The sequence below is a fragment of the Coriobacteriaceae bacterium genome (genome assembly GCA_025757745.1).
Taxonomy (GTDB): Bacteria; Actinomycetota; Coriobacteriia; order Coriobacteriales; family Coriobacteriaceae; genus Collinsella.
In genome coordinates, this window is the sequence record CP107217.1 from 1,685,307 (window position 1) to 1,708,840 (window position 23,534).

General features: G+C 59.5%; 32 protein-coding genes and 1 riboswitch. Of the genes, 7 read left to right on the plus strand and 25 right to left on the minus strand.

The genetic code is table 11. The features are described from left to right. Positions 1–62: 62 nt before the first annotated feature. From truA to yqeB, 22 genes are all read right to left on the minus strand, one after another. On the minus strand, positions 63–887 hold the full coding sequence (gene truA, locus OGM60_07255; protein UYI98685.1) for a tRNA pseudouridine(38-40) synthase TruA: 825 nt from the start codon (positions 885–887) through the stop codon (positions 63–65). A gap of 92 nt (positions 888–979) precedes the next feature. Further along, complete coding sequence (rplQ, locus tag OGM60_07260; protein ID UYI98686.1) at positions 980–1,447, minus strand: 50S ribosomal protein L17; 468 nt, start codon at positions 1,445–1,447, stop codon at positions 980–982. A gap of 30 nt (positions 1,448–1,477) precedes the next feature. After that, complete coding sequence (locus OGM60_07265) at positions 1,478–2,419, minus strand: DNA-directed RNA polymerase subunit alpha (GenBank protein ID UYI98687.1); 942 nt, start codon at positions 2,417–2,419, stop codon at positions 1,478–1,480. A 32-nt stretch (positions 2,420–2,451) separates the two neighbouring features. Continuing rightward, the gene (gene rpsD / locus OGM60_07270) at positions 2,452–3,048 is read right to left on the minus strand and encodes a 30S ribosomal protein S4 (GenBank protein ID UYI98688.1); all 597 of its coding nucleotides are present in this window, start codon (positions 3,046–3,048) and stop codon (positions 2,452–2,454) included. Between the two features lie 19 nt (positions 3,049–3,067). Further along, a complete protein-coding gene (rpsK, locus tag OGM60_07275) occupies positions 3,068–3,472 on the minus strand; it encodes a 30S ribosomal protein S11 (protein UYI98689.1) in 405 nt (134 codons plus the stop codon). Between the two features lie 14 nt (positions 3,473–3,486). Then, the gene (gene rpsM, locus OGM60_07280; GenBank protein UYI98690.1) at positions 3,487–3,861 is read right to left on the minus strand and encodes a 30S ribosomal protein S13; all 375 of its coding nucleotides are present in this window, start codon (positions 3,859–3,861) and stop codon (positions 3,487–3,489) included. Between the two features lie 14 nt (positions 3,862–3,875). Then, positions 3,876–3,989 carry a 50S ribosomal protein L36 gene (rpmJ, locus tag OGM60_07285; protein ID UYI98691.1) on the minus strand — a complete coding sequence of 38 codons (114 nt, stop codon included), beginning with the start codon at positions 3,987–3,989 and terminating at the stop codon, positions 3,876–3,878. Between the two features lie 147 nt (positions 3,990–4,136). Then, entirely contained in the window at positions 4,137–4,355 is a 219-nt protein-coding gene (gene infA, locus OGM60_07290) for a translation initiation factor IF-1 (protein UYI98692.1), read from the minus strand. 146 nt (positions 4,356–4,501) lie between these two features. Further along, positions 4,502–5,290 carry a type I methionyl aminopeptidase gene (gene map, locus OGM60_07295; GenBank protein ID UYI98693.1) on the minus strand — a complete coding sequence of 263 codons (789 nt, stop codon included), beginning with the start codon at positions 5,288–5,290 and terminating at the stop codon, positions 4,502–4,504. Further along, a complete protein-coding gene (locus tag OGM60_07300; protein UYI98694.1) occupies positions 5,287–5,913 on the minus strand; it encodes an adenylate kinase in 627 nt (208 codons plus the stop codon). Before OGM60_07300 ends, map begins: the two co-directional genes overlap by 4 nt. An 18-nt stretch (positions 5,914–5,931) precedes the next feature. Next, the gene (secY, locus tag OGM60_07305; GenBank protein ID UYI98695.1) at positions 5,932–7,218 is read right to left on the minus strand and encodes a preprotein translocase subunit SecY; all 1,287 of its coding nucleotides are present in this window, start codon (positions 7,216–7,218) and stop codon (positions 5,932–5,934) included. Continuing rightward, entirely contained in the window at positions 7,212–7,661 is a 450-nt protein-coding gene (gene rplO / locus OGM60_07310) for a 50S ribosomal protein L15 (protein ID UYI98696.1), read from the minus strand. The genes secY and rplO overlap by 7 nt, the downstream gene beginning before the upstream one ends. A 3-nt stretch (positions 7,662–7,664) precedes the next feature. After that, on the minus strand, positions 7,665–7,847 hold the full coding sequence (gene rpmD / locus OGM60_07315; protein ID UYI98697.1) for a 50S ribosomal protein L30: 183 nt from the start codon (positions 7,845–7,847) through the stop codon (positions 7,665–7,667). Positions 7,848–7,849: 2 nt separating this feature from the next. Beyond that, the gene (gene rpsE, locus OGM60_07320) at positions 7,850–8,374 is read right to left on the minus strand and encodes a 30S ribosomal protein S5 (protein ID UYI98698.1); all 525 of its coding nucleotides are present in this window, start codon (positions 8,372–8,374) and stop codon (positions 7,850–7,852) included. A gap of 14 nt (positions 8,375–8,388) precedes the next feature. After that, on the minus strand, positions 8,389–8,757 hold the full coding sequence (rplR, locus tag OGM60_07325; GenBank protein ID UYI98699.1) for a 50S ribosomal protein L18: 369 nt from the start codon (positions 8,755–8,757) through the stop codon (positions 8,389–8,391). A 75-nt stretch (positions 8,758–8,832) separates the two neighbouring features. Next, positions 8,833–9,369 carry a 50S ribosomal protein L6 gene (gene rplF / locus OGM60_07330; protein UYI98700.1) on the minus strand — a complete coding sequence of 179 codons (537 nt, stop codon included), beginning with the start codon at positions 9,367–9,369 and terminating at the stop codon, positions 8,833–8,835. Positions 9,370–9,402: 33 nt separating this feature from the next. Then, a complete protein-coding gene (gene rpsH / locus OGM60_07335; GenBank protein UYI98701.1) occupies positions 9,403–9,801 on the minus strand; it encodes a 30S ribosomal protein S8 in 399 nt (132 codons plus the stop codon). A gap of 119 nt (positions 9,802–9,920) precedes the next feature. After that, the gene (locus OGM60_07340; protein ID UYI98702.1) at positions 9,921–10,106 is read right to left on the minus strand and encodes a type Z 30S ribosomal protein S14; all 186 of its coding nucleotides are present in this window, start codon (positions 10,104–10,106) and stop codon (positions 9,921–9,923) included. Positions 10,107–10,185: 79 nt separating this feature from the next. After that, positions 10,186–10,743, minus strand: a complete 558-nt coding sequence (gene rplE / locus OGM60_07345; protein UYI98703.1) for a 50S ribosomal protein L5 — start codon at positions 10,741–10,743, stop codon at positions 10,186–10,188. Between the two features lie 321 nt (positions 10,744–11,064). Further along, positions 11,065–12,378: a purine permease gene (locus tag OGM60_07350; protein UYI98704.1), complete on the minus strand. Its 1,314-nt coding sequence runs from the start codon at positions 12,376–12,378 to the stop codon at positions 11,065–11,067. 201 nt (positions 12,379–12,579) lie between these two features. Beyond that, positions 12,580–13,623 carry an XdhC family protein gene (locus tag OGM60_07355; GenBank protein ID UYI98705.1) on the minus strand — a complete coding sequence of 348 codons (1,044 nt, stop codon included), beginning with the start codon at positions 13,621–13,623 and terminating at the stop codon, positions 12,580–12,582. 9 nt (positions 13,624–13,632) lie between these two features. Then, positions 13,633–14,427 (minus strand): selenium-dependent molybdenum cofactor biosynthesis protein YqeB, encoded by a 795-nt coding sequence (gene yqeB / locus OGM60_07360; GenBank protein ID UYI98706.1) that lies wholly within the window; start codon positions 14,425–14,427, stop codon positions 13,633–13,635. A 101-nt stretch (positions 14,428–14,528) separates the two neighbouring features. Here yqeB and yqeC point away from each other — a divergent pair, with 101 nt between their 5' ends. Then, the gene (gene yqeC, locus OGM60_07365) at positions 14,529–15,263 is read left to right on the plus strand and encodes a selenium cofactor biosynthesis protein YqeC (protein UYI98707.1); all 735 of its coding nucleotides are present in this window, start codon (positions 14,529–14,531) and stop codon (positions 15,261–15,263) included. 26 nt (positions 15,264–15,289) lie between these two features. Here the strand turns inward: yqeC and OGM60_07370 are convergent, their stop codons facing one another. Next, positions 15,290–15,880, minus strand: coding sequence for a nucleotidyltransferase family protein (locus OGM60_07370; GenBank protein ID UYI98708.1), 591 nt, complete (start codon positions 15,878–15,880; stop codon positions 15,290–15,292). A 165-nt stretch (positions 15,881–16,045) separates the two neighbouring features. Between OGM60_07370 and OGM60_07375 the strand changes: the two genes are divergently transcribed. The 3 genes from OGM60_07375 to OGM60_07385 all read left to right on the plus strand — a co-directional run bounded on the left by OGM60_07375 (position 16,046) and on the right by OGM60_07385 (position 18,310). After that, positions 16,046–16,699, plus strand: coding sequence for a helix-turn-helix transcriptional regulator (locus OGM60_07375; protein ID UYI98709.1), 654 nt, complete (start codon positions 16,046–16,048; stop codon positions 16,697–16,699). Positions 16,700–16,819: 120 nt separating this feature from the next. Beyond that, entirely contained in the window at positions 16,820–17,515 is a 696-nt protein-coding gene (locus OGM60_07380) for a hypothetical protein (protein ID UYI98710.1), read from the plus strand. A 273-nt stretch (positions 17,516–17,788) separates the two neighbouring features. After that, a riboswitch (SAM riboswitch) is annotated at positions 17,789–17,879 on the plus strand. Positions 17,880–17,887: 8 nt separating this feature from the next. Further along, a complete protein-coding gene (locus OGM60_07385) occupies positions 17,888–18,310 on the plus strand; it encodes a hypothetical protein (GenBank protein UYI98711.1) in 423 nt (140 codons plus the stop codon). 22 nt (positions 18,311–18,332) lie between these two features. Here OGM60_07385 and OGM60_07390 read toward each other — a convergent pair whose 3' ends face one another. Both OGM60_07390 and OGM60_07395 read right to left on the minus strand, forming a co-directional pair. After that, on the minus strand, positions 18,333–18,716 hold the full coding sequence (locus OGM60_07390; GenBank protein ID UYI98712.1) for a nucleotidyl transferase AbiEii/AbiGii toxin family protein: 384 nt from the start codon (positions 18,714–18,716) through the stop codon (positions 18,333–18,335). Positions 18,717–18,756: 40 nt separating this feature from the next. After that, the gene (locus OGM60_07395; GenBank protein ID UYI98713.1) at positions 18,757–19,284 is read right to left on the minus strand and encodes a type IV toxin-antitoxin system AbiEi family antitoxin domain-containing protein; all 528 of its coding nucleotides are present in this window, start codon (positions 19,282–19,284) and stop codon (positions 18,757–18,759) included. Between the two features lie 638 nt (positions 19,285–19,922). Between OGM60_07395 and OGM60_07400 the strand changes: the two genes are divergently transcribed. The 3 genes from OGM60_07400 to OGM60_07410 are packed head-to-tail and all read left to right on the plus strand — an operon-like array spanning position 19,923 to position 23,533. After that, a complete protein-coding gene (locus tag OGM60_07400) occupies positions 19,923–20,135 on the plus strand; it encodes a hypothetical protein (GenBank protein ID UYI98714.1) in 213 nt (70 codons plus the stop codon). A 2-nt stretch (positions 20,136–20,137) separates the two neighbouring features. Next, positions 20,138–20,971, plus strand: a complete 834-nt coding sequence (locus tag OGM60_07405; protein ID UYJ00173.1) for a GIY-YIG nuclease family protein — start codon at positions 20,138–20,140, stop codon at positions 20,969–20,971. Next, positions 20,972–23,533, plus strand: coding sequence for a type I restriction-modification system subunit M (locus OGM60_07410; GenBank protein ID UYI98715.1), 2,562 nt, complete (start codon positions 20,972–20,974; stop codon positions 23,531–23,533). It begins immediately after the preceding gene. Position 23,534: the final 1 nt, after the last annotated feature.

Here is a 23,534-nt window from a genome sequence, read left to right on the forward strand (position 1 = left end):
ATGTTGCACACGCCCCGCCCACAGGCGCCGCACACAAAGATCGCCCTCTGGCAGTCTCTCCCCTAATCGAGGACCGCAAGCTCAGCGGGGTCGTAGTCCACACCCATAAACGTAAGACCGCATGCAGGCGCCGTAGGACCAGCAGCGGTGCGATCGCAGGCATCAATTACCTCGCGCATCCACTCGGGATCGCGGCGATGCATACCAATCTCGACAAGGGTGCCCACAATAGTTCGCACCATCGAATGCAAAAACGCATTGCCCTCGATGGTAAACGTGAGGATGTCCTCGCCAAAGGCGGCCTCATGGCCAAACTCGGCACGCATTACGCAGCGGTGCGTAGGTTTGCCCACGGCAGAGGCGACCTTGCAAAAGCTCTTAAAGTCCTGCTCGCCCAAAAGCGCGGGGCAGGCGGCCGCCATCGCATCGACGTCGAGGGGATAGCGATACCACCACACGGCCCCGCGTGATAGCACGGGCCGCGCATCACGATCGGCAATGCGATAGGTGTAAGTGCGAGAACGCGCGTCAAAGCGCGCAGAAAAGCCCTTACGAGCCTTGTAGACCTCGTTTATGGCGATATCTTTGCCCAGGAGGGCATCCATAGCCCTCAGCCACCTACGGCGCGTATACGCAAGCTCAGCGTCCGTTACGGGCACGCTGATGTATTGGGCCACCGCGTGAACGCCGGCATCGGTACGCCCCGCGCACGTCAGATCGATTGGGCGGCGCAGCAACGTCTCAATGGCACGGCGCAGCTCGCCCGCAACCGTCGTCTGGCCCGGCTGCTCGGCAAATCCGCTATAGGAGGAGCCATCGTAGGCCACGCGAAATACAAGGGTGGCGTCGAGCTCGGGGGTCGAATTGAAATCAGACGGCGCAGTCATGGGCGCTCCCAACAAACTAGCAACGGTATTGCGACAAAAAAAGAGGGGTACGCGAACGTACCCCTCGAATATAGCCTATGCAGACAGAATGTCTACTCAGCGGTCTCCTCAGCAGGAGCCTCCTCGACAGCCTCAACCTTCTTGGGAGCAGCGGCCTTCTTGGGGGCCGGAGCAGCCTTCTTGGCCTTAGGCGTGCAAGGCTCGGTGACGAGCTCCATGATAACGATAGGAGCGTTGTCGCCCTTACGGTTACCGAGCTTCATGATGCGGGTGTAACCGCCGTTGCGGTCCTGCCACATGCCCTGAGCAGCCTTGTCGAAGATCTCGGCAACGAGCTGCTTATCGCCGAGCTTGGCGATAGCCAGACGACGAGAGTGCAGGTCGCCCTTCTTGGCCCAGGTGATGATCGGGTCGACGACCGAACGCAGCGCCTTAGCGCGGGTCTCGGTGGTCTTGATGCGGTCGTTCTCGAAGAGGGCCTTAGCAAGGCTCTTCTTCATGGCCTTGGTGTGGCTCGCATCGGTGCCGAGCTTCAGGCCCTTCTTAACGTTGTGACGCATGGTCTAGTTTCTCCTCAAATATGCGAAGCATTAAGCCTTCAGGCTCAGGCCCATGGACTCAAGCTTGTCCTTCACTTCCTCGATCGACTTAACACCGAAGTTACGGATGTTGAGCAGATCGTTCTCCGAGAACTCAACGAGCTGACGGACCGAGTGAATGCTGGCGCGCTTAAGGCAGTTGTAGGAACGGACGGAAAGGTCCAGGTCCTCGATCTGCTTGTCCAGCTCGGCGTTGTCGTTGGTGACCTCGGGAGCGAAGATCGAAGCCTCCTCCTCGACCTCGGGGGTCTCGGCAAGGTTCATAAAGGCAGCCATATGCTGGTTGATGATATTGGCAGCCTGGACCACGGCGTCGCGCGGGGCGATGGAACCGTTGGTCTCGATCTCGAGGACAAGGCGGTCGTAGTCGGTATGCTGACCGACACGGCAAGCCTCAACGAGCTTGGCGCAACGAGACACCGGCGAGTACAGCGAGTCGACGTTGATCACACCGATGGGATCGTTGTCACGCTTGTTAGCCTCGCCAGAGACATAGCCGCGACCATAGCCGATGCGCATGCTCATGGTGAGATGGCCACCCTCGGTGAGCGTAGCAATGTGCTGCTCGGGGTTGACCAGCTCAAACTCGGACGGAATAAAGAAGTCCGCACCGGTGACCTCGCAGGGGCCGTCAACCGAGATGGTGGCGGTCGCCTCGTCGGTCGTGCCGAGAGCCCTGAAGACAAGACCCTTGACATTCAGGACGATGTCGGTGACATCCTCGACCATGTTAGGGATGGTCATGAACTCGTGCTGCGCACCATCGATCTGAATGGCCTCGACGGCGGCACCCTCGAGCGAGGACAGAAGAACACGACGAAGCGAGTTACCCAGCGTATCGCCGTAGCCACGCTCGAGCGGCTCGACGGAGACACGAGCAGAGGTCTCGTTGATCTCTTCGACCTGAACCTGAGGCCTAATGAATTCTGACATGTATTACCTCCAGCCTCAGCAGCCCGGATGGACTACTTAGAGTAGAGCTCGACGATGAGCTGCTCGTTGATATCACCGCTGATCTGCTCACGCGTCGGCAGAGCGAGCACGTTACCAGACAGCTTCTCGATATCGACCTCGAGCCAGCCAGGGACCTCAAAGCGCTCGGAGGAAATCAGGGCCTCCTTGATGGGGAGGAGGTCACGGAACTTCTCGCCGACAGCGACGACGTCGCCGGCCTTGACGCGGTAGGACGGGATGTCCACGCGCTTGCCGTTCACGGTGAAGTGACCGTGACGGACGGACTGACGAGCCTCTTTGCGGGTGCGGGCGAAGCCAAGACGGAAGACGACGTTGTCGAGGCGAGACTCAAGGATGATCATGAGGTTCTCACCGGTGACGCCGTTCATCTTACGGGCCTTGTTGAAGTAGCCGTGGAACTGCTTCTCCAGAACGCCATAGATGAACTTGACCTTCTGCTTCTCACGCAGCTGCATGCCGTACTCAGATTCCTTGCGACGGCGCTTGGGCTGACGGATAGATTCCTTCTTGCTGCTGTAACCGAGCTCAGCGGGATCGATCCCGAGCTGACGGCAGCGCTTAAGAACAGGAGTCCTGTCGATTGCCATATTGATACGATCCTTTCAGTTACACGCGGCGACGCTTCTTGGGGCGGCAGCCGTTGTGCGGAATGGGGGTCTTGTCCTGGATGCTCGAGACCTCGAGGCCAGCAGCCTGGAGGGAGCGGATGGCGGTCTCACGACCGGAGCCGGGGCCCTTGACGAAGACGGAAACCTTCTTCATGCCGTGCTCCATGGCCTGCTTGGCAGCAGCCTCGGCAGCCATCTGGGCAGCGAACGGCGTGGACTTACGGGAGCCCTTGAAGCCCACCTGGCCAGCCGACTTCCAGGAAATGACGTTGCCCTGGGGATCGGTGATCGAAACGATCGTGTTGTTGAACGTAGAACGAATGTGAGCCTGGCCCACGGAAATGTTCTTACGGTCCGCGCGCTTCAGACGGGCAGCGCGAACGTTCTTCTTAGCAGTAGCCATCTATCTAGCGCTCCTTATTTCTTCTTCTTAGCACCGATCTGACGCTTCGGGCCCTTGCGGGTACGAGCGTTAGTGTGGGTGCGCTGGCCGCGGACCGGGAGGCCCTTGCGGTGACGAAGGCCGCGGTTGCAGCCGATGTCCATAAGGCGCTTGACGTTCTGGTTGCGCTCACGGCGGAGGTCGCCCTCAACCATGATCTGATTCTTATCGATATAATCGCGGATGGCGTTAACCTCATCCTCGGTGAGGTCCTTAACGCGCGTGTCCACGTTAACGTTGCACTCGACGCAAATCTTCGTCGCAGTGGTGCGGCCGATGCCGTAAATGTAGGTCAGACCGATCTCAACGCGCTTCTCACGCGGGAGGTCGACACCATTAATACGGGCCAACGTAGTCTCCTCTCTTAACCCTGACGCTGCTTATGACGGGGGTTCTCGCAAATGACGAGGACCTTGCCATGGCGCCTAATGATTTTGCACTTATCGCACATCTTCTTGACCGAAGGACGTACCTTCATCGTTCTTCCTTTCGGTAGCGCTCAAACTACTTCCCTACTATCTACTCGCCCAGCCGCAGGCGTTTAAAACTATGGCTGGTCTTCACACGCAAACCGACCGTAGGTTGAGCTAAGCCTGCAGTCGGAAAAGAGCGTGTATGCGTGTCGCTATTTATAGCGATAGGTGATGCGACCGCGGGTCAGGTCGTACGGGGAAAGCTCCACGATAACCCTGTCACCGGGGAGAATACGGATGTAATTCATTCGGATCTTGCCAGAAATGTTGCACAGAACCGAATGACCGTTCTCGAGCTCGACCTTAAACATGGCGTTGGGCAGCGGCTCCTTTACCGTACCCTCGAGCTCAATTGCGTCTTCCTTCTTCACAAGCAATCATCTTTCTCTAGAAAACGACAGCGATTGAGTATTCTACAATACGCATGCACGTATCGTAATATCTTCGTAATGGCTCCACATCTAAGTGGAACTTGTTACATTTGAAATGTAAATGCCGACGAATTTGAACGCGGCCTCTACATCTCGCCTCCTTGCAAGGAACACCAAGCGCCCTGTGCATCCGTGGTAAGAATCACCGGGCCGTCATTGGTAATGGCGACGGTGTTCTCGTAGTGCGCGGCGGGCAGGTGGTCGTTGGTCGTAACGATCCAACCATCGGAGCCCGTGCTCACATGATTGGAACCCATCGTTACCATCGGCTCGATAGCGATGACCATACCAGCCTGGAGGCGAACGCCCCTCCCCTTCTTTCCATAGTTAGGAACGTTGGGGTCCTCGTGCATCACGCGGCCAATGCCATGGCCCACGTAATCGCGAAGCACGCCGTAACCGTGAGACTCGGCGAGGGACTGAACAGCATACCCGACGTCCCCGATATGGTTACCGGGAACAGCCTGCTCGATGGCAGCCTTTAGGCAATCGCGCGTAACCTCGCACAGGGCCTTGGCCTCGGGCGTGGGCGTGCCGACGAAAAACGTCCAAGCGTTATCGCCGACCCAACCGTCGACGACAGCTCCCGTATCGATGGAGATGATATCGCCATCGCGCAGGATCATATCGGGGTTGGGAATACCGTGGACCACGGCATCGTTTATTGATGCGCAAATGGTTCCGGGGAACCCGCCGTAACCCTTAAAGGCAGGGGTGCCGCCATGCATGCGGATAATCTGCTCGGCAAGCTGGTCGAGCTCGAAGGTCGACACGCCGGGGCGAACCATGGCTCCAACGTGGCGGAGCGCCATCTTAGATAGCGCTCCTGCCTTCTTCATCTGCTCAATTTGCGTTGCAGACTTAATCTTGATCATAGACCGAGAGCCTCTTTGACATCCCCGTACACGGTCTCGCGAGCCTGGTCACCGTTGACCGACTTGAGCAGACCCTGGCCACGATAGTAGTCGACGAGCGGGCTCGTGGACTTCTCGTAGACGTCGAGACGATTCTTGATGGTCTCGGGCTTGTCGTCGTCGCGCTGATACATCTCGCCGCCGCACTTGGGGCAGGTGGCATCGGCAGCGGTGCCGGTGTAACCGCAGGCGCGGCAGGTGCGACGCGAAGACAGACGATCGATGATGACCTCGGGGGCCACATCGACCAGAAGAGCGCAGTCGATCTCGCGACCCATAGCGGAGAGCTCGGAATCGAGCGTCACAGCCTGGGCGGTGTTGCGCGGGAAGCCGTCGAGGATGAAGCCCTGCTGGGCGTCATCGGCGGCAAGGCGCTCCTTGACAAGGTCGATCACGAGCTGGTCGGGAACGAGCTCGCCAGCGTCCATGTACTTCTTAGCCTGAATACCAAGCTCGGTGCCACCCTTGACGGCAGCACGCAGCAGGTCGCCCGTGGAAATGTGAGCGACGCCAAACTCGGCGACGAGCTCCTGTGCGACGGTGCCCTTACCGGCACCCGGAGCTCCGAGCAATACGAGGTTCATGAGCAATCCTCCTCTAGCCTATTTAAAGAATCCATCGTAATCATACATCTTGATCTGGCCTTCGAGCTTATCGACCGTGTCGAGCACGACGCCGACCATGATGAGGATGGACGTGCCGCCAAACGCCTGGATCAGCTGGTTACCCGTGAAGGAGAAGATGATCGAAGGCACGATGGCGATGAGCGCCAAAAAGACAGCGCTGGGAAGCGTGATCTTGTTGAGCGCGTTCTTGATGTAGGCCGCGGTAGCCCTACCCGGACGGACGCCCGGAATAAAGCCGCCCTGCTTCTTAAGGTTGTCGGCCGTGTCATCGGGGTTGAACACCATGGAGGTGTAGAAGTACGCGAAGAATACGATGAGGACAACGTTAAGCACCCAGTTGAGCCAACCGGTTGAAAGCGCAGAGGCAACTGCCTGGATCCAGCCGATGCCGGGGAAGAACACGGCAATCTGGGCCGGGAAGTACAGCAGCGCCGAAGCAAAGATGATCGGCACGACACCCGCGGTGTTGACCTTGATGGGCAGGTAGGTGGTCTGGCCACCCATCATGCGACGGCCCACGACGCGCTTAGCGTAGGAGACCGGAATGCGGCGCTGGCCGCGCTCAAGGAAAACGATTAGCGGAATAACCAGCAGGATGATGGCGCAGATGATCACCATGGTGATGATGCCACCGGCATTGCCCTCGGTGCTGGAGAAGATCGCCTGCGGCAGACCGGCCATGATGTTCGCAAAGATGATCAGCGACATGCCATTGCCAATACCGCGCTGGGTGATGAGCTCACCAATCCACATGATCAGCATGGCGCCCGCGGTGAGCGTGCCGACGATCATGAGGTCGAAGATGATCTCGGGAGCGCCGGCGCCAGTAAAGCTGATGCCGAAGCTCTTAAAGAGGAAGAGGTAACCCACGGAGTTGAGGATTGCCAGAGCCAGGGTGAGGTAACGCGAATACTGCGTAATCTTGGTCTGACCGACCTCGCCCTCGCGGGCAAGCTCATGCAGGGAAGGCACAACGGCCTGGAGCATCTGGAGGATGATCGAGCTGGTGATGTAAGGCATGATGCCCAGGGAGAACACCGAAACATAGCTCAACGCGCCACCAGAGAAAAGATTCAGGAGGGCCATAGCACCTGCGGCGACCGAATTGTTATCGGTCGAGAAAAGGCCCAGCATCCCCTGGAAGGGAATGCCGGGCACAGGAACGTGCGCACCAATGCGGTACACGACGAGCATAGCTATGGTAAAAAGAATCTTTTCGCGCAATTCTTTGATGCGGAAAGCATTCTTAAGACCATTTAGCACGGCAGCTCGACCTTTCCGCCGGCGGCCTCGATCTTGGCCTGCGCAGAAGCGCTGACCTTGTCGACCTTGACCGTGAACTTCTTGGTGAGCTCACCATTGCCGAGCACCTTGACGGGCTCGAACTCGCTCTTGGTGATGCGAGCGGCCTTAAGAGCGGCACCGTCGATCACAGCGCCGTCCTCGAACTTGCGCTCGAGACGCTCAACGTTAACAGCGGTGTACTCGATACGACGGGGGTTGCGGAAGCCCGGAAGCTTGGGCAGGCGCATAGCCAGCGGAGTCTGGCCACCCTCGAAGCCGGCACCCTTGGTGCCGCCAGAGCGAGAACCCTGGCCCTTCTGACCGCGGCCAGAAGTGGTGCCGTGACCCGAAGAATTGCCACGGCCGACGCGCTTGCGGTTCTTGGTGGAACCGGGCGCGGGAGTAAGATCGTGAAGCTGCATTTGCTACTCCTCTACAATCTCGACAAGGTGCTTGACCTTGAAGATCATGCCGCGGACGGACTCGTTGTCAGCAATCTCGCGAACCTCGCGGATCCTGTGGAGACCGAGGGCACGGACAGTACGGACCTGGTCCTGCTTGCAACCATTGGTGCTGCGGACCTGCTTGATCTTGATGGTGTCAGCCATGCTTAGTTCTCCTTACCGACGAACATCTCGGAGACCGTCAGGCCACGGCGAGCCGCGACGTCCTCAGGGCTGGAGAGCTCCTTGAGGCCCTCGACGGCAGCCTTGATGATGTTGAGGCCGTTGTCGGTACCGAGGGACTTGGACAGGACGTTCTTGATGCCAGCAAGCTCGAAGAGGGGACGCACAGCGCCGCCGGCGATAACGCCGGTACCCTCGACAGCGGGCTTGATGATGATGCGGCCGGCACCAAAGTGACCGAGAACCTCGTGCGGAATGGTGCCCTGATCGGTCACCGGCACGTGGAACATGTTCTTCTTGGCATCGAGAGACGCCTTGGAGATGGCCATGGGCACCTCAGCGGACTTGCCCATGCCAACGCCGACGTTGCCCTTGCCGTCGCCGACGACGACGAGAGCGACGAGGCTCATGCGACGACCACCCTTGACGGTCTTCGACACGCGGTTGATGTAAACGACGCGCTCCTCGAACTCGGAGGCCTCGCGCTGCTGCTTCTGATTACGAGCCATGTGCTACATACCTCCTAGAACTCGAGACCGGCGGCACGAGCACCGTCGGCGAGGGCCTTGACGCGGCCATGGTAGATACGGCCACCACGATCGAAAGCGACCTTGGTGATGCCGGCCTCGATGGCACGCTTGCCAACGAGCTGACCGACCTTCTCCGCAGCCTCCTTGTTCGAGGTGTGGGTGCCCTTGAACTCGGCCTCGAGGGTCGAGGCAGAGACGAGCGTCAGGCTGGAGCCCTTGCTGTCGTCGATGATCTGGGCATAGATGTTGGCGTTAGTACGGGTCACGCGAAGACGCGGACGCTCGGCGGTACCCGAGACCTTGCCGCGAACACGACGCTGACGACGCTTGAGGCCTTCCAGCTTCGCCTTATGCTTGTTCATACGTAAACTCCTAAAAAGGTTGATCTTGCCAGCACCTAACGGGGTGCTGGTCTTATGCGAGTGAGTCGGTTACGACTACTTGGCGGCCTTACCCAGCTTGCGGCGGATGTGCTCGCCAACATAGTGGATACCCTTGCCCTTGTAAGGCTCGGGAGGACGATGACCGCGGATCTCAGCGGCGATCTGACCGACCTGCTGCTTGTTGATACCCTTGACGTTCACGTGGGTGTTGTCGGGAACCTCGAAGGTGATGCCCTCGGGAGCCTCGACGATCACGGGGTGCGAGAAGCCCAGGGAGAACTCGAGGTTCTTGCCCTTCTGCTGCACGCGGTAACCGACGCCGGCGAGCTCGAGCTTCTTCTCGAAGCCCTCGGAAACGCCAACAACCATGTTGTGGATGAGGGCGCGGGTGAGGCCGTGGCGGGCACGGGTCTCACGCTCGTCGTCGGGACGGGAAACGGTGAGGACGTTGTCCTCGACGTTGATAGCGAGCTTCTCAAAGACATCGAGCTCGAGCTGGCCCTTGGGGCCCTTGACGACAACGTTGTTGCCGTTGACTGCCACTTCGACTCCGGCGGGAATCTGGACAGGCTTATTACCGATACGAGACACGGTGATCTCCTTTCCTTCTACCTACCGAGCGAATTACCAGACGTAAGCGATGATCTCGCCGCCGACGTTGTGCTTGCGAGCATCGCGGTCGGTCATAACGCCATGGCTGGTGGAAATAATGGCGGTACCAAGGCCACCGCGGACGCGGGGCATGTCGGCAACGCCGGTGTACTTACGCAGGCCCGGCTTGGAAATGCGGCGGATGCCGTTGATGACCTTAGCCTTCTTGGGACCATACTTAAGCGTGATGTGCAGAGTCTTCTGGGGAACGGTGTCCTCGACATCGTAGCCCTCGATGTAGCCCTCCTCGTGCAGAACACGAGCGATCTCGACGAGCTTCTTGCTGCTCGGCATGGAGACCGTGGCCTTGTTCACAGAGTTAGCGTTACGGATGCGCGTAAGCATATCTGCGATCGGGTCTGTAAGGTTCATACAGATTCTCCTTCGTTCTTGATGAACACGTGCTCTTGGTTCTTCGCCGCCCTTAACGGCAAAGCCTATTTAGCGCGTTTTCCCTGTTCCAAACTGATGCTTGAAACGCTGGTAGTGACTTACCAGCTGGCCTTCTTAACGCCGGGAAGCTCGCCCTTGAGTGCAAGCTCACGGAAGCAGACACGGCACAGGCCGAACTTGCGGTACACAGAGTGCGGACGGCCGCAGCGCTGGCAGCGCGTGTACTCACGAGTAGAGAACTTCTGCTTGCGATTGCACTTGACGATCATCGATGTCTTAGCCACTTATATCCTCCTCACATAGAGTATTGTTCGCCCCAAGCGCCGCCCCCTTGTGGGAACGGCGCTTATAGGGCAGGTGAACCTATTTCTTGAACGGGAAACCGAAGGCGTCCAGAAGGGCCTTGGCCTCCTCATCGGTGTTGGCGGTGGTCACGAAAGTGATGTCCATACCACGCTGGTGATCGACGGAGTCGAAGTCGATCTCGGGGAAGATGAGCTGCTCGGTGACGCCCATGGAGAAGTTACCACGGCCGTCGAAGCTCTTGGCGGAGATGCCGCGGAAGTCGCGGATACGGGGGATCGCGACGGAGGTCAGACGATCGAAGAACTCCCACATACGGTCGCCACGCAGGGTAACCTTGCAGCCGATCGGCATACCAGCGCGCAGGCGGAAGGTAGCGATGGACTTGCGGGCACGGGTGATCATCGGCTGCTGGCCGGTGATGGCGCGCAGGTCGCGCACGGCACCGTCGATGGCTTTGGAATCGGTAGCGGCCTCGCCGACACCCATGTTCACGACGATCTTCTCAAACTTGGGGATCATCATGACGTTCTCGTACTGGAACTTTTCCTGAAGCTGCTGCTTGACCTCGTTGTTGTACTTGGTCTTCAGACGCGGCACATACTTCTCTTCTGCCATTGTTCACTCCTTCTTGGGGTTTTAAGCACGGGGCGTGGCCACGATGGGTTGTCCTCGTGCCTCCTGGCTGCATCCGCGCCGCTCATGGCATTTCGCGGTTTGGACTCGACGCAGCAGGAGCCGACAAAACAATCGGTACTATACGCGCATTGGGTGCGTATTTCCAGAAAAACCTCGTCTGCCTGCACAACTCCACAACTCCCCCGCACATATTGATCCCTTGGGGACGGAGGAAAATGGCAGTTGCGGTGAAATAGGGACTGTTTGACGGCTTAACAAGCTTAAACAGTCCGTATTTCACCGCAACTCATATATGGGACGTTATTTTTGGCGGGGCAGAACCAGGTTGAGGACGATGGCGACAAGTGCGGCGACGGCAATGGAGGATCCGCCAAAGACGGTGTCAACCCATGCGGGGAATCCAGCGCCGGCAAGCGCACCGGCTGTGCGCTCAATGCCCGTGCCAAAGGCGATGGAGAGACCCATGAGCGTAGTGTCGCGCTGAGACAGGCCGTGGCGGGCAAACATGACCACGCCATTCATGCCGATGGTCGCGAACACGCCAATGGTGGCGCCGCCGATAACCGGCTGCGGAATGGACGTGAGCACCGCCGCGCACTTGGGCAGTAGGCCCGCGATGAGCAAGATGGCAGCCGCGAGCGTAAAGACCATACGGTTGACGACCTTGTTCTCGGCGATGATACCCACATTCTGGCCAAAGGTTGCCGTGGGGACGCCGCCCAAAAAGCCCGAAAGCATACCGACGAGGCCATTGGCAATCAATCCGCCCGAGATCTGACTATCGGTCGCGGGGGTATCGAGCGCAGCAGAGGACACGGCGGCAAACTCTCCCATAACCTGCACGGCGTTGACGATGGCGACGACGCCTACCACGGCACATGCTGCCGGATCGAACACCAGACGATGGGCGCCAAGTGCCGGCGGAGCAAACCAGCTGGCGGTCGCGATGGCCGAGAAATCGACCATGCCCAGCACCGCAGCCAAAACAAAGCCCGCGCAGATGCCGGCCAGGATACTGCCCAACTTGAGCGCGCCCTTGCCATAGTTGCCGGCCATAAAGGTGACGACAAACGTCACGAGCGCGACGGCCCAGTTGGTGACGCTGCCAAAATCGGCAGCACTCTCCCCGCCCGCCATAGAAGCCACGGCGACCGGGCACAGAGACAGGCCGATCACAAAGATGACGGTGCCGAGCACCGGGGCCGGAAACAGAAAGCTTACGCGCTTAAACAGCAGGCCGAAAAGCACGACGAGCGCGCCGCCGATAACTTGAGCGCCCAGCACGGCCTCGAAGCCGAGCTCAAGGCCGACCGCCTTGAGTGCCGGCACGAAGGTAAAGCTCGCGCCCATCACGATGGGCAGGCCCGAACCAACGACGCCTTTTATGGGGAACTGTTGAAGGAAAATGTCGAGCGCCGAGAGAACCAGCGATGCCTGAATGACGGCGGCTTCCTCTTGAGGGGTAAAGCCGCAGACCGACGCGATGATGATGGCAGGCGTGACGATGCCCGCGAACGCAGCCAGAACATGCTGCAACGCATGGGGCAATACCTGCACAAACGATACTTTTCCCGTACGCTCGAACAGGGAGTCCCCTGCTGCCGACTCTGCCATTTGCGCCTCCCATACCCCAGGCAGCGGCCCCATGCCGCCCAACGGGCGGACATTATAGGGCATATGGCACAGGTAGCATTTTGACCCGCAATCCTGCATCCCCCGGAGTCAAACAGCAGTTGCGGTGAAATAGGGACTGTTTGACGGCTTAACTGGCTTAAACAGTCCGTATTTCACCGCAACTTATTGATGGGGATGCGATTAGCGCTTGCGGGGGACGAGCTTGGTGCGGCGCAGGTGAATCATCTCGGCGGCGATGGAGATGGCGATCTCCTCGGGATCCTCTGCCTCGATGGCAACGCCGATCGGCAGGTGCAACCCGTCGATCTGTTCCTGCGTAAAGCCCTCTTGCTCCAAACGGGCCCGCACAAAGGCCGTCTTGCGGCGCGAACCCAGACAGCCCAGGTAGGCAGGCTTGGCGCGCATTGCCTGAATCACCACGTCGATATCGGACTTGTGGCCTGCTGTGGCCACGACCACCAAGTCGCGCGGGCCGATGGGGCACAGCTCGTCCAGATTCTTGTAGTCGACCAGGCGACGGTCGTAGACACCGGGCACCCATTCGGGCGTCAGCGTGCCGGGGCGATCGTCGCAGGCCACGACGGCAAAGCCCGCCGCCGTGAGCACGCGCGCCGTCGCGGCGCCCACGTGTCCGCAGCCAAAGATATAGGTCAGGCCCTCGGGGCAGAGCGTCTCGATGTGCGCCGCGGGAATCTCGGAGGCCGCGTTGGTGTGGGTGACCTTACTCCCCTCCTCCACCAGCGAAAGCTCGGGGCAGCCCATTATGGTGCGGCGCGACTCCTCACCATGGTATTCATCAGCGTCGCATTCGAGCGCGCTTGCGATAAACGGCTCAAAGTCGATGACGAAGTCGCCGATGCGTCGATACGCCAAGACGTCGGCAACCGACTGGAACAACGGCGCCTGGGTCGCGTCCAGGTGCAGATAGCACAGGCAGATGGCTCCGCCGCAGATCATGCCGGTATCGGAGCTCTCGCCGCCCATGGTATAGCGGACCAGGCGCGACTGCCCTGCGGACAGCAGCTCGAGGGCCTCGCCCAGCGCAAAGAGCTCGATTTTGCCGCCGCCGATGGTACCCGCTTGGCTACCGTCGGCAAAGACGGCCATCCAGGCGCCCACGCCGCGCGGCGACGACCCCGCCGTACCGGCCACGACCACGAGCTCGCACGTCTTACCAGCCTTCAGAGCGCCAAGCGCAGCATTCACCACATCGAGCTTTTCCATCGTCGCTTCCTATCCCCTAAAAACGTCGGTGAGCATGGCGAGCGCCTCGAGCACGCCGCCGCCGACCGATGTCGCCTTGTCCGAAATATAGTTGATGTAGCTGGCGTCACCGCGCGGGTCGACATCGGCGCACTTAAAGCCCTCGGCGACCTGGACGCCATCTGCCAAAAGGCCGCGCAAGCAGCCGTCAATCGTCGTGAACATGGGCGTATCGCCCGCATACCCAACGCACTCGCCGGCACTCACGATGTCGCCGATCGCATGGTCGGACCTAAACACGCCGGCGGCAGGGCTGTGGATAACACGCTCCTCGCCGTATCCGGCGATGATACCCGGCACGCCCGTATTGGGCTGGGGTGAGCCCTGGGTAATCACGCGGCCGAGGAAATGACCGCGCATAGTCTCGACCACGGCATCGCAATCGACCGGTGCGGTAAAGCCCGGCCCTACCGCGATGACGGCAGGCGCCATATCGCGCGTGGTGCCCAAGTTGCGCTTGGCCAGAATCGCGTCGACCACGGCCGCGGGCTTAAGCTCGCCGAGCATCTGTGCCTGGGGGTCCACCACCACGGCGACATCCCCCGCCTCGGTAATCTCAAGCGCCTCGGCCGGCGTCTGTGCCAAGCGGGCGCGAATGCCCTCGACCTCAACCTCGCCCAAGCGAATGGCCTCGCAAAAACTGATCGTGCGACGGATGCACGTGGGGACCGCGATATCGGCCATGACGACCGACACGCCGGCGCGCACCAGACGAGCAGCCACACCCGTGGCGATATCGCCGGCGCCGCGAACATAAACGAGCATTCCCGGGGCACCTCCCTGTGCTACGGTTTATCAGAGCAAAAGCGGTTCTGCCGCTACGCTAATGATTATTTCTTATCACAGCATTATACGGCGGTGAACAGATGGAAACGATTAACGGGGGCCTTGCCTCGGCGCTCAAGATCGAGCCGGGCATTACCGCAATTATCGGCAGCGGTGGCAAGTCGACCCTGCTAAAGACGCTCGGCCTTGAGCTTATGCGCGCCGGCGGCCGCGTGCTCCTCTGCACCACCACGCATATGTTTCCCGTCGCCGGCGTGCCATGGGACGGGTCGAACCGTCGCCTGGACGCCGCGCCCTGGAAGCCAGGTGCCTTACACGCCCCAGGCTGCACCTGCGAGGCCTGCTCGGGGCTTGTGCGGGGAAGCATCTGCCAAGCTGGTGTCTTGGACCCCGAGACGGGCAAGCTCTCCTCCCCTGCCGAGGCGCTCGACCAGCTGGCGCAGCGCTTTGACTACGTCCTGGCCGAGGCAGACGGCAGCAAGCGGCTCCCGCTCAAGGCCCACGCCGCCTGGGAGCCGGTAATTCCCTCTGGCACAGCCGACATCGCCTGGATCGTCGGCGCTTCGGGGCTCGGCAAGCCCATCAACGAAGCCGTCCACCGCCCCGAGCTCTTTTGCGAGCGTTGCGGCTGCGAGCCCACCGACGTTGCCACGCCCGAGCGCGTCGCCCAAGTGCTCAATGCCGAGATGCAGGCGCTGGAACTCAACAATGCCCGCATCATGCTCAACCAAGTCGACACGCTTGCCGACCCAACGATGGCAGATCGCTTCGAGGCAGCTCTCGACCGCCCCGTCGTCGCCAGCAGCCTCAAGTAGCCGGCGCCACCCTGGCGTCCTTTCTGCTAGCGAGGCGCGTAGCAGGCCGCGATATGCTCCGAGACGCGGCGCTGGCCCTTGGCGGTGTCGACATCCCACAACTCGTAGGCACGTGCCTCGACCAACTGGACATCGGCGCGGCCGCGCAGCAGCGACGATCCGCCATCCTTGCCCTTAAGCCCCATAAGGTCGGGAAAGAGACTCGCAGGGAACAGCACCGGCGAGGCGGGTTCACCGTTTAGGGCAAGACGCACGGGCGCGACGCCGCCGTTGGCCTTAAAAGCACCGGCGATCGCCTCAAAAGAATCCGAACTCACGAGCGGCTGGTCGCCCGGCAAAAAGAGGCAGCCCTTCCAGCCGCGATCGGCTCCCCACGTAAGACCGGCGCGCACACTCTCGCTCCTGAGCGCGCCATCGTGCAGCGCGCACGCGCAGCGCAGCTCACGGCAAATCTCGGCAACTTGGGGCCAGCGCGTCGTAACAACAACGTCAAATCCTTTGGGCACCGACTCAATCGTCCGCTGAATCAGCGGCTTTCCGCAGATATCGGCAAGCATCTTGTTAGAGCCAAACCGCTTGCCCTCGCCCGAAGCCATAATGACGCAACCAAGTTTCATGGTGATACCTCCCCTGAAGCCATCGTACCCATAACTCGTGCAGCGGGTGCATAAAGATGGTGTCCTGGCCGTTGGCAGTCTTATAACACAGCGACGCTTTCGTTATTTGCGACCATGTGGCATTTGTGGCACAGTGGGCCCAAACTAATATTTAGGAAGGCACCCATGACCCCCGCACAGATTGAGTTTTACAAGCGTCTTGCACGCAGCCTGGCGCTACAGTTTGGCCCCAACTGCGAAATCGTCGTCCACGATCTGGAGACCGAGAACATGGACCACTCTATCGTGGTGATCGAAAACGGCCACGTCAGCGGACGCAAACTGGGTGACGGCCCCAGCCATATCGTGCTCGAGTCCATGCACGAGAATGCCACCGAAGTCCACGACCGCGCGCCGTACCTTACCAAGACCGCCGATGGCAAGCTGCTCAAATCGTCGACCATCTACATTCGCGACGACGCCGGCAACCCCGTTGGCATTATGGGCATTAACTTTGACATCACGCTCATGAAGGCGTTTGAGCGTTCGCTCGACGCGCTCACCGGCACGGGCAACAAGGGATACACCGTGCCCGAGCCCATCACCAAAAACATCGGCGACCTGCTCGAAGATCTGCTGCGCGAGTGCGAGCAGTACGTGGGCAAGCCCGCCGCCCTCATGACCAAGGACGAGCGCATTCGCGCTATCGGATACCTCGACCGCCGCGGCGCCTTCCTTATCTCCAAATCGAGCGAGCGCGCCTGCGAGTTCTTTGGCATCTCCAAGTACAGCTTCTACAGCTACCTCAACGAGGCCAAGGCAGAGGCCGACGACAAGTAAACGACCCGCCTGAACCATCCTCCCCTTAGTACGAGTGCTTGAATGCGCGAATCCGGGCATCGGTGACAAGGCAAGTTCCATATAATCGAAGGACTAGACAGTTCGAAAGGATGGGACAAGATGAGGTCGAGCAACGCATCGCGCAGCAGCCACGGAGGCACCGCGCCTACCGCCAGGCATGCGAAAAACGCGTTTGACGAGGGCGAAGACGATCTGTTTGCATTGAGCCTCGACGACGTGATGAGCGACCGCCCTTGGACCGCCGATGAACTCATGGGCGGCGGAGCTCGCCCGACAAGTGCAAAGCCCGCACCTTCCGCCACACCCGCGCCGGCATCCGTGCCCGCGGACGACTTTGCCACCCGTCCCATCGTGCAGACGAAGCGTAAAGCCGCCCCTGCGCCCCACCCCACCAGCGATCCGTCCGAGACGGCGGCGTTTCTTGCCGCGGCGACACAGCGTCATGCGCCCATCAGCACACCCGTGTATGCCGCCCCGCAGCAGCCGACATACGCGGCTCCCGAGTACAACAAGACCGGCGCAAAGGACGCATCGGCATCGTCGTATACCCGTGGCACCGATGACGAGCGCTTTGCCGACTACTACACCGAGGAAGAGCCGCCGCACTTCTCCGAGTTTCCCCAAGCGGCAAAGGTTGTCTTTATCGCCATCATCGTCGCTCTGCTCGGCGTGATCGCGTTTGAGGGATTCCAGCTATTCCGCGGCCCCACCGCGTCCGAATCGGCAACGCAGCAAGCAGAGGATGACAACGACTACTTGGATATCAACACCCTCAAGGGCGACCCCAACAGCTAGGTTGGAACATAAGCTATGCCGCACCCCTGTTTACGTGCAGTTTTACACTTTTCCGTGATTTCCACGCGCTCATTTCGACACTTTTCCGTAATTTTGGCGGCTCGAATTTGACACTTTTCCGTACTTTCATACGGCTGATTTCGACACTTTTCCGGATGTTTGCCGAATAATTGCCGCGTAATCAAGCGCCGTCTGCACATCATTTCGCAGGCGGCGCTTGATTTTTGTCCGCGCGTGCTGATAGACTCCATCGTGCCCGCAAGGAGCGGGCGCGTTTTATCCAGAGTCGGGGTAGAGAGTTGGCTCCACGATCCCGACGCCAACCGACCAAGAGGCACGGTGGCCCTGCCAACATCGATGAAAGGAGTCCGTATGGACAATTTCTCCGAGCGCAGTGAGCGCAATTTCCACAACCTGGCAGCCAAGCCAAAACAAATACATCTTTTGGACGAGCCGAGCGGCTACGCCTCGGCCATGGTCAAGAACAGTCTCTCCCACCAGATGCGCTTTTCCGTGCAGGTACTCGAAGAAGAGCTCTGCGCCGCCGGCGACCCGCACGTACTGCAGATCAAGCTGCTCGGAGACGATTCGCGCGAGCCGTCCAGCTGGAAGCTCTTTGCCGACGGCGCGTGCGTTGCGGACGGATCCGGCGCCTTTGCCCGCGAGTGCTTCTACGAGGGAGCCGAGGTATTCCTGGACCTGTGTCGCGATGCCGTCGAGACTGCCGAACTGTGCCAGTGGAGTCAGAGGGAGTACGAACTGCTGAGTGCGTCGCGCGGGATTGCTATGGCGTAAGCGAGAGATCTCGGCAGTGTCACTAACGAGCAGAATCGATTTTTGCAATCAAGTCGTTCGCCCATGCCACGGCATCATCGACAGTCGGCAAAACGTTAAGTCCTTCCGCCTGGGAGAAATACAGTGAGTCCCAGCCCACTCCCCTCGAGATCATTGGAGGCCACTCCTGCTCCGCACGATACGCAAAGAGTCTGATACAGACCTCTCGAGTTTTTAGGTAATCAATTTCCCCGTTGGAAATTGCAATCTGGAGATCTATCAGATCATGGGCGCGCTCGCTGCCGGGGCTGCTCGCAGCATGAAGTTTTTGGGCAATCTGATGCTCGAGCCTCATGCACGGAACCGGCCCCGGTTCGGGAAACCCGAGACCTTTCAATATTGCCGCAGCTTCAGGCGAGGAAACCATATGTCAAGGTTACGTCTGCTGGTTGGCTTCTTGACTTCCTTCACGACAGCTCCTTCATCAGTCTCTCATGCTCATTGGAGGTAATAAGGCCCTCGGTTTGAGCGTGCTTGGTTGCCTCGATGAGGCGTTCGGTCATAACGGACCCCTTACAAGCCTCAATCGCATCAGCAACGCATTGAGAAGGGATTCCTTCATAGAACGTCGTTTTCGCATTCTCTGGAGCGGACACTGTTTTTACCCAAGCTGGCAGTTTACGGCGAACACGCTTTGGTGTTGCCACGGTCACGGCACGAGGATCAACAAGTGCAAGTGCGTGCATAGACAGCACTGATTCGCCCCACAGGAAACCCTCGTCACCAACAAGAGCCACTGCCTCCGCAAAGACGTCACGGGGCGTCGGAACCCATTGGGTGAGCTTGTACACCCCATGTCCTCGGCGCATCAATTTCCCAGTGGCGCACCATCGGCTCAGTTCTCCGGTGGTTACGCCAATCTCGCGTGCCTGCGCAGCAGTCACGATGCCGTAGCCATCTGCCGCCAGTTCGAATATTTCATCAAAGTGTTTCATGTCAAAAGACTAACACTTTTGTATGTCTTTTGACATAGACATGGTCATGATCAAGCATTAGAGATCTATTTAAATTCGTATAGCATTGCAATCGCCCTCTCTGAATTCGAAGTCCGCGCCGACAGCATGCGGAAGTAAAAAGTACCGGCAAGAACGATATCGAATGAAATCGCTCCCGCTGGCATATATCTTACCATATAAACGAACACGTGTTCGTTCTCTTCAATTATCGATTTATCACAAGCCCACTTTAGCCGCTGCCCGCGTGAATCGTCTAGCCGATAGCTCTTCGCCGACGGCGCGTGCGTTGCGGACGGATCCGGCACCTTTGCCCGCGAGTGCTTCTGCGAGGGAGCCGAGGTATTTCTGGACCTGTGCCGCGACGCCGTCGAGGCTGCTGAGCTGCGCCAGTGGAGCCAGAGAGAGTATGAGCTGTTGAGTGCCGCACGCGGGATTGCGGAGGTAGGTGGGCACACCTACCACGCGATCCCGCGATAACACCGTTGGTCAGGTTGTCCCTACCTGACTCTTTGATTCCATGCCTGGCCATATTGCCGTTCGCCTCAACAGTCGCCAACAATGCAACGCTATAATACTTTCAACGCATTTGTATTGCATTTCGAGCGATGGGAGCGCAGATGCCCGATAGCTACAAGCAGCTCATTAAGAGCAACCCCGACGAGACCGAGATCAGAAGCTTCCTGGTGGACGGCGACCAGGTCTCCGTGACCCTTCGCATCCCCGATACCCTGCGCGACGCTGCGAAGGAAGAGGCGGCCCTGCGGGGCATGAGCTTCTCCGCCTTCGTGCGCACGTGCATGATTGAAGAGCTCGCGAAGAAGAGGGCGTGAGCATGATCCGGGTCAAGACTCTCACCGTCCAGCTCATAGACGCGCAGCCGGACCGCATCCGCATCTGCCGCATCGACGGCGAGTCGCTTGTGACCGTCGTCGTTCCAAGGGAGGACCTTACCGAGGCGAAATCGCTGCCGAACATCCCGCAGCGCGGCGTCTACTACCTGCTCGACGAGGACCACGGCAACGTGAGCCGCGTCTACGCGGGGCAGACGACCCAGGGCATCGCCCGGCTCGACGCGCACAAGGCGAAAAAGGAGTTCTGGAACAAGGCCGTTATGTTCCTCGATGACGACCAAAACATCAGCAGGGATGCACTGGACGTTCTCGAGGCGAAGGCCATCGACTACGTGCGTACCCACGGCTCGTACGAGACCGACAACTCGGCGACGCCCGAGCCCTACATCGACCCGTACAAGGAAGAGGCCGTCGAACGCCTGCACGATAGGATCCTCTTCAGGATGGCAGCTCTGGGGTACGACCTCGACAGGGTCGACCAGGGTCCGACCGGTGCGCCGGCGGTCTTCCACACAAAGAAGAACGGCATACGCGGGGCGGGGCGCTACGACAAGGCCACCGGGCACTTCACCGTGCTCGCTGGCTCGAAAGTGAACCTCTCGAGACCCGTTCTGAAAAACGCGGCCGTCGCGGCCGCGCGCAGAGAAATCTTCGACGATTCGGGCGGCATCGCAGAGCTCGCCGAGGACCTCGAGTTCCCGACGCCCAGCGCCGCGGCGGTGTTCGTGCTCGGCGGCAGCCAGAACGGCTGGACCGAATGGGTAAGCGACGACGGAGAAACGCTCAACCAAGTCTATAGAAGTGAGGAAAACTAGATGAACAAGCAGCAGCTGGCCTCCAAGATATGGGAGTCCGCCAACAAGATGCGATCCAAGATTGAGGCTAACGAGTACAAGGACTACATTCTGGGATTCATCTTCTACAAGTTCCTGTCCGAGACCGAGGTTGCCCGCCTGAAGGCGCGCGACTTCGCCGAGGAGGACCTGCCCAGCCTGGTGGAAGACGACGAGGAGACTGTCGAGTTCGTCAAGGGCGAGTGCGGCTACTTCATCGCCTACGACAACCTCTTCTCCACCTGGGTGGCAAAGGGCGGCGACTTCGAGATTTCGAACGTTCGCGACGCGCTTTCCGCCTTCAGCCGCAATATCGATCCTGCACGCAAGCGCGTCTTCGACGGCATCTTCGACACGCTGCAGACTGGCCTCTCCAAGTTGGGTACCGATGCGCGCAGCCAGTCCAAGGCCGCTCGCGACCTCATCTACCTCATCAAGGACATCCCGATGGACGGTCGCCAGGACTATGATGTGCTCGGCTTCATCTACGAGTACCTCATCAGCAACTTCGCCGCCAACGCCGGCAAGAAGGCCGGCGAGTTCTACACGCCGCACGAGGTGTCCATGCTTATGAGCGAGATAGTCTCGTGGCACCTGGCCGGACGCGAGAACATCACCATCTACGACCCCACGAGCGGCTCGGGATCGCTGCTCATCAATATCGGCAAGGCTGTGGCGCGCCGCAATGGCGACCCGGACTCCATCAAGTACTACGCTCAGGAGCTTAAGGAAAACACCTACAATCTCACGCGCATGAACCTGGTGATGCGCGGCATCCTTCCCGACAACATCGTGGCCAGAAACGGCGACACGCTCGAGGACGACTGGCCGTGGTTCGACACGGTGGAGAACAAGGACGAGACCTACGACCCGCTGTTCGTTGATGCCGTGGTGTCGAACCCACCCTACTCCCAGAACTGGGATCCGGAAGACAAGGAGCTCGACCCGCGCTTCAAGTTCGGTGTGGCGCCCAAGTCCAAGGCAGACTACGCCTTTTTACTGCACGACCTATACCACCTGCGCCCCGACGGCATCATGTGCATCGTCTTGCCGCACGGCGTGCTGTTCCGCGGCGGCGAGGAAGGCACCATCCGAAAAAACTTGGTGGAGAACCGCCATATCCAGGCCATCATAGGTCTTCCTGCCAACATCTTCTTCGGCACGGGCATCCCCACCATCATCATGGTGCTGCGCAAGCAGCGCGAGACGAGCGACGTCTTGGTGGTGGACGCTTCCAAGCACTTCGTGAAAGAAGGCAAGAACAACAAGCTGCGGGCAAGCGACATCAAGCGTATCGTCGACGCTGTGACAACGAACGCGACCGTCGACAAGTTCAGCCGTCTGGTTCCCATCGACGAGATCCGCGCCAACGACTATAACCTCAACATCCCGCGCTATGTGGACTCGAGCACGGCCGCCGAAAGCTGGGACGTGTATGCCACCATGTTCGGCGGTGTGCCGAAGGCCGAGGTCGACGCGCTCGAGCGCTATTGGAAGGTATGGCCGAGCCTCAAAGGGCAACTCTACCGCGACGCAGGTGGATCGTGTCTTGTGCCCGCGACCGACGATGTTGCGCAAGCGGCAAAGGAAAATACTGACGTCCGTGCCTTTCTGGACGGATACCGTAATGCGATAAGCCATTTACCTGCCACGCTGCGAAGCCGCTTGGTAGACGGCGCCGATGAAGTTGATACCGTGGCGGAGGAAGAGGTCATCGCGGCGCTATTGAAAGACGCGCTGGCGGGCATGGCCCTGGTCGACGGCTACGACGCCTACCAGGCGCTCGACGATGCCTGGGTGGGAATCTCCGGCGATTTGGAGATCATCCAGACTGAGGGGAAAACCGCCGTGCGCAAGGTAGACCCGAACATGGTGGTCAAGAAGAAGAACGGCAAAGACGTCGAGGTACAGGATGGCTGGGCTGGCCGAATCCTGCCGTTTGCGCTTGTGCAAGAGCGCCTGCTTGCCGAAGACGTCAAGGAGATTAGCTCCCGTGATTCCCGTCTAGGCGAGATATCGCAGGAAATAGACGGGATTCTCGAGAGCTTCGACGAGGAGGACAAGGGGTCTTCCGCTGCTGTCAACGACGAAGGTTCGTTTGTGGCGACTGAGCTCAAGAAGGCTGTGAAGGCTATCGGAAAGCACCCCGAAAACGATTTCGAGCAAGGTCTGGTTCGTGCGCAGGCGCTGTTCGATGAGGAGAAAAGCCTCAAGAAGGCAAACAAGGAAGCGAGAGTGGCTCTTGAGGAGGCGACCAAGGAAGTCATTGAGGGCCTGACCGATGCCCAGCGCGACGATCTATTGGTTGCCAAGTGGATAGAGCCGTTGCAGGCCGAGCTTCTGGCTCTTCCCGAAACCGTTGTGAGCGACTTCATCGCGAAGGTAGCTGCGCTCAACGCCAAATACGCGACAACCTACTCGGACGTGTGCAACCAGATAGATGATGCAGAAAGCCAGCTAGCAGACATGCTGGGCCAGCTTACGGGCAATGAGTACGACATGGCTGGCATCGCCGAGCTGCGCAAGCTGTTGGGCGGTGAGTAGC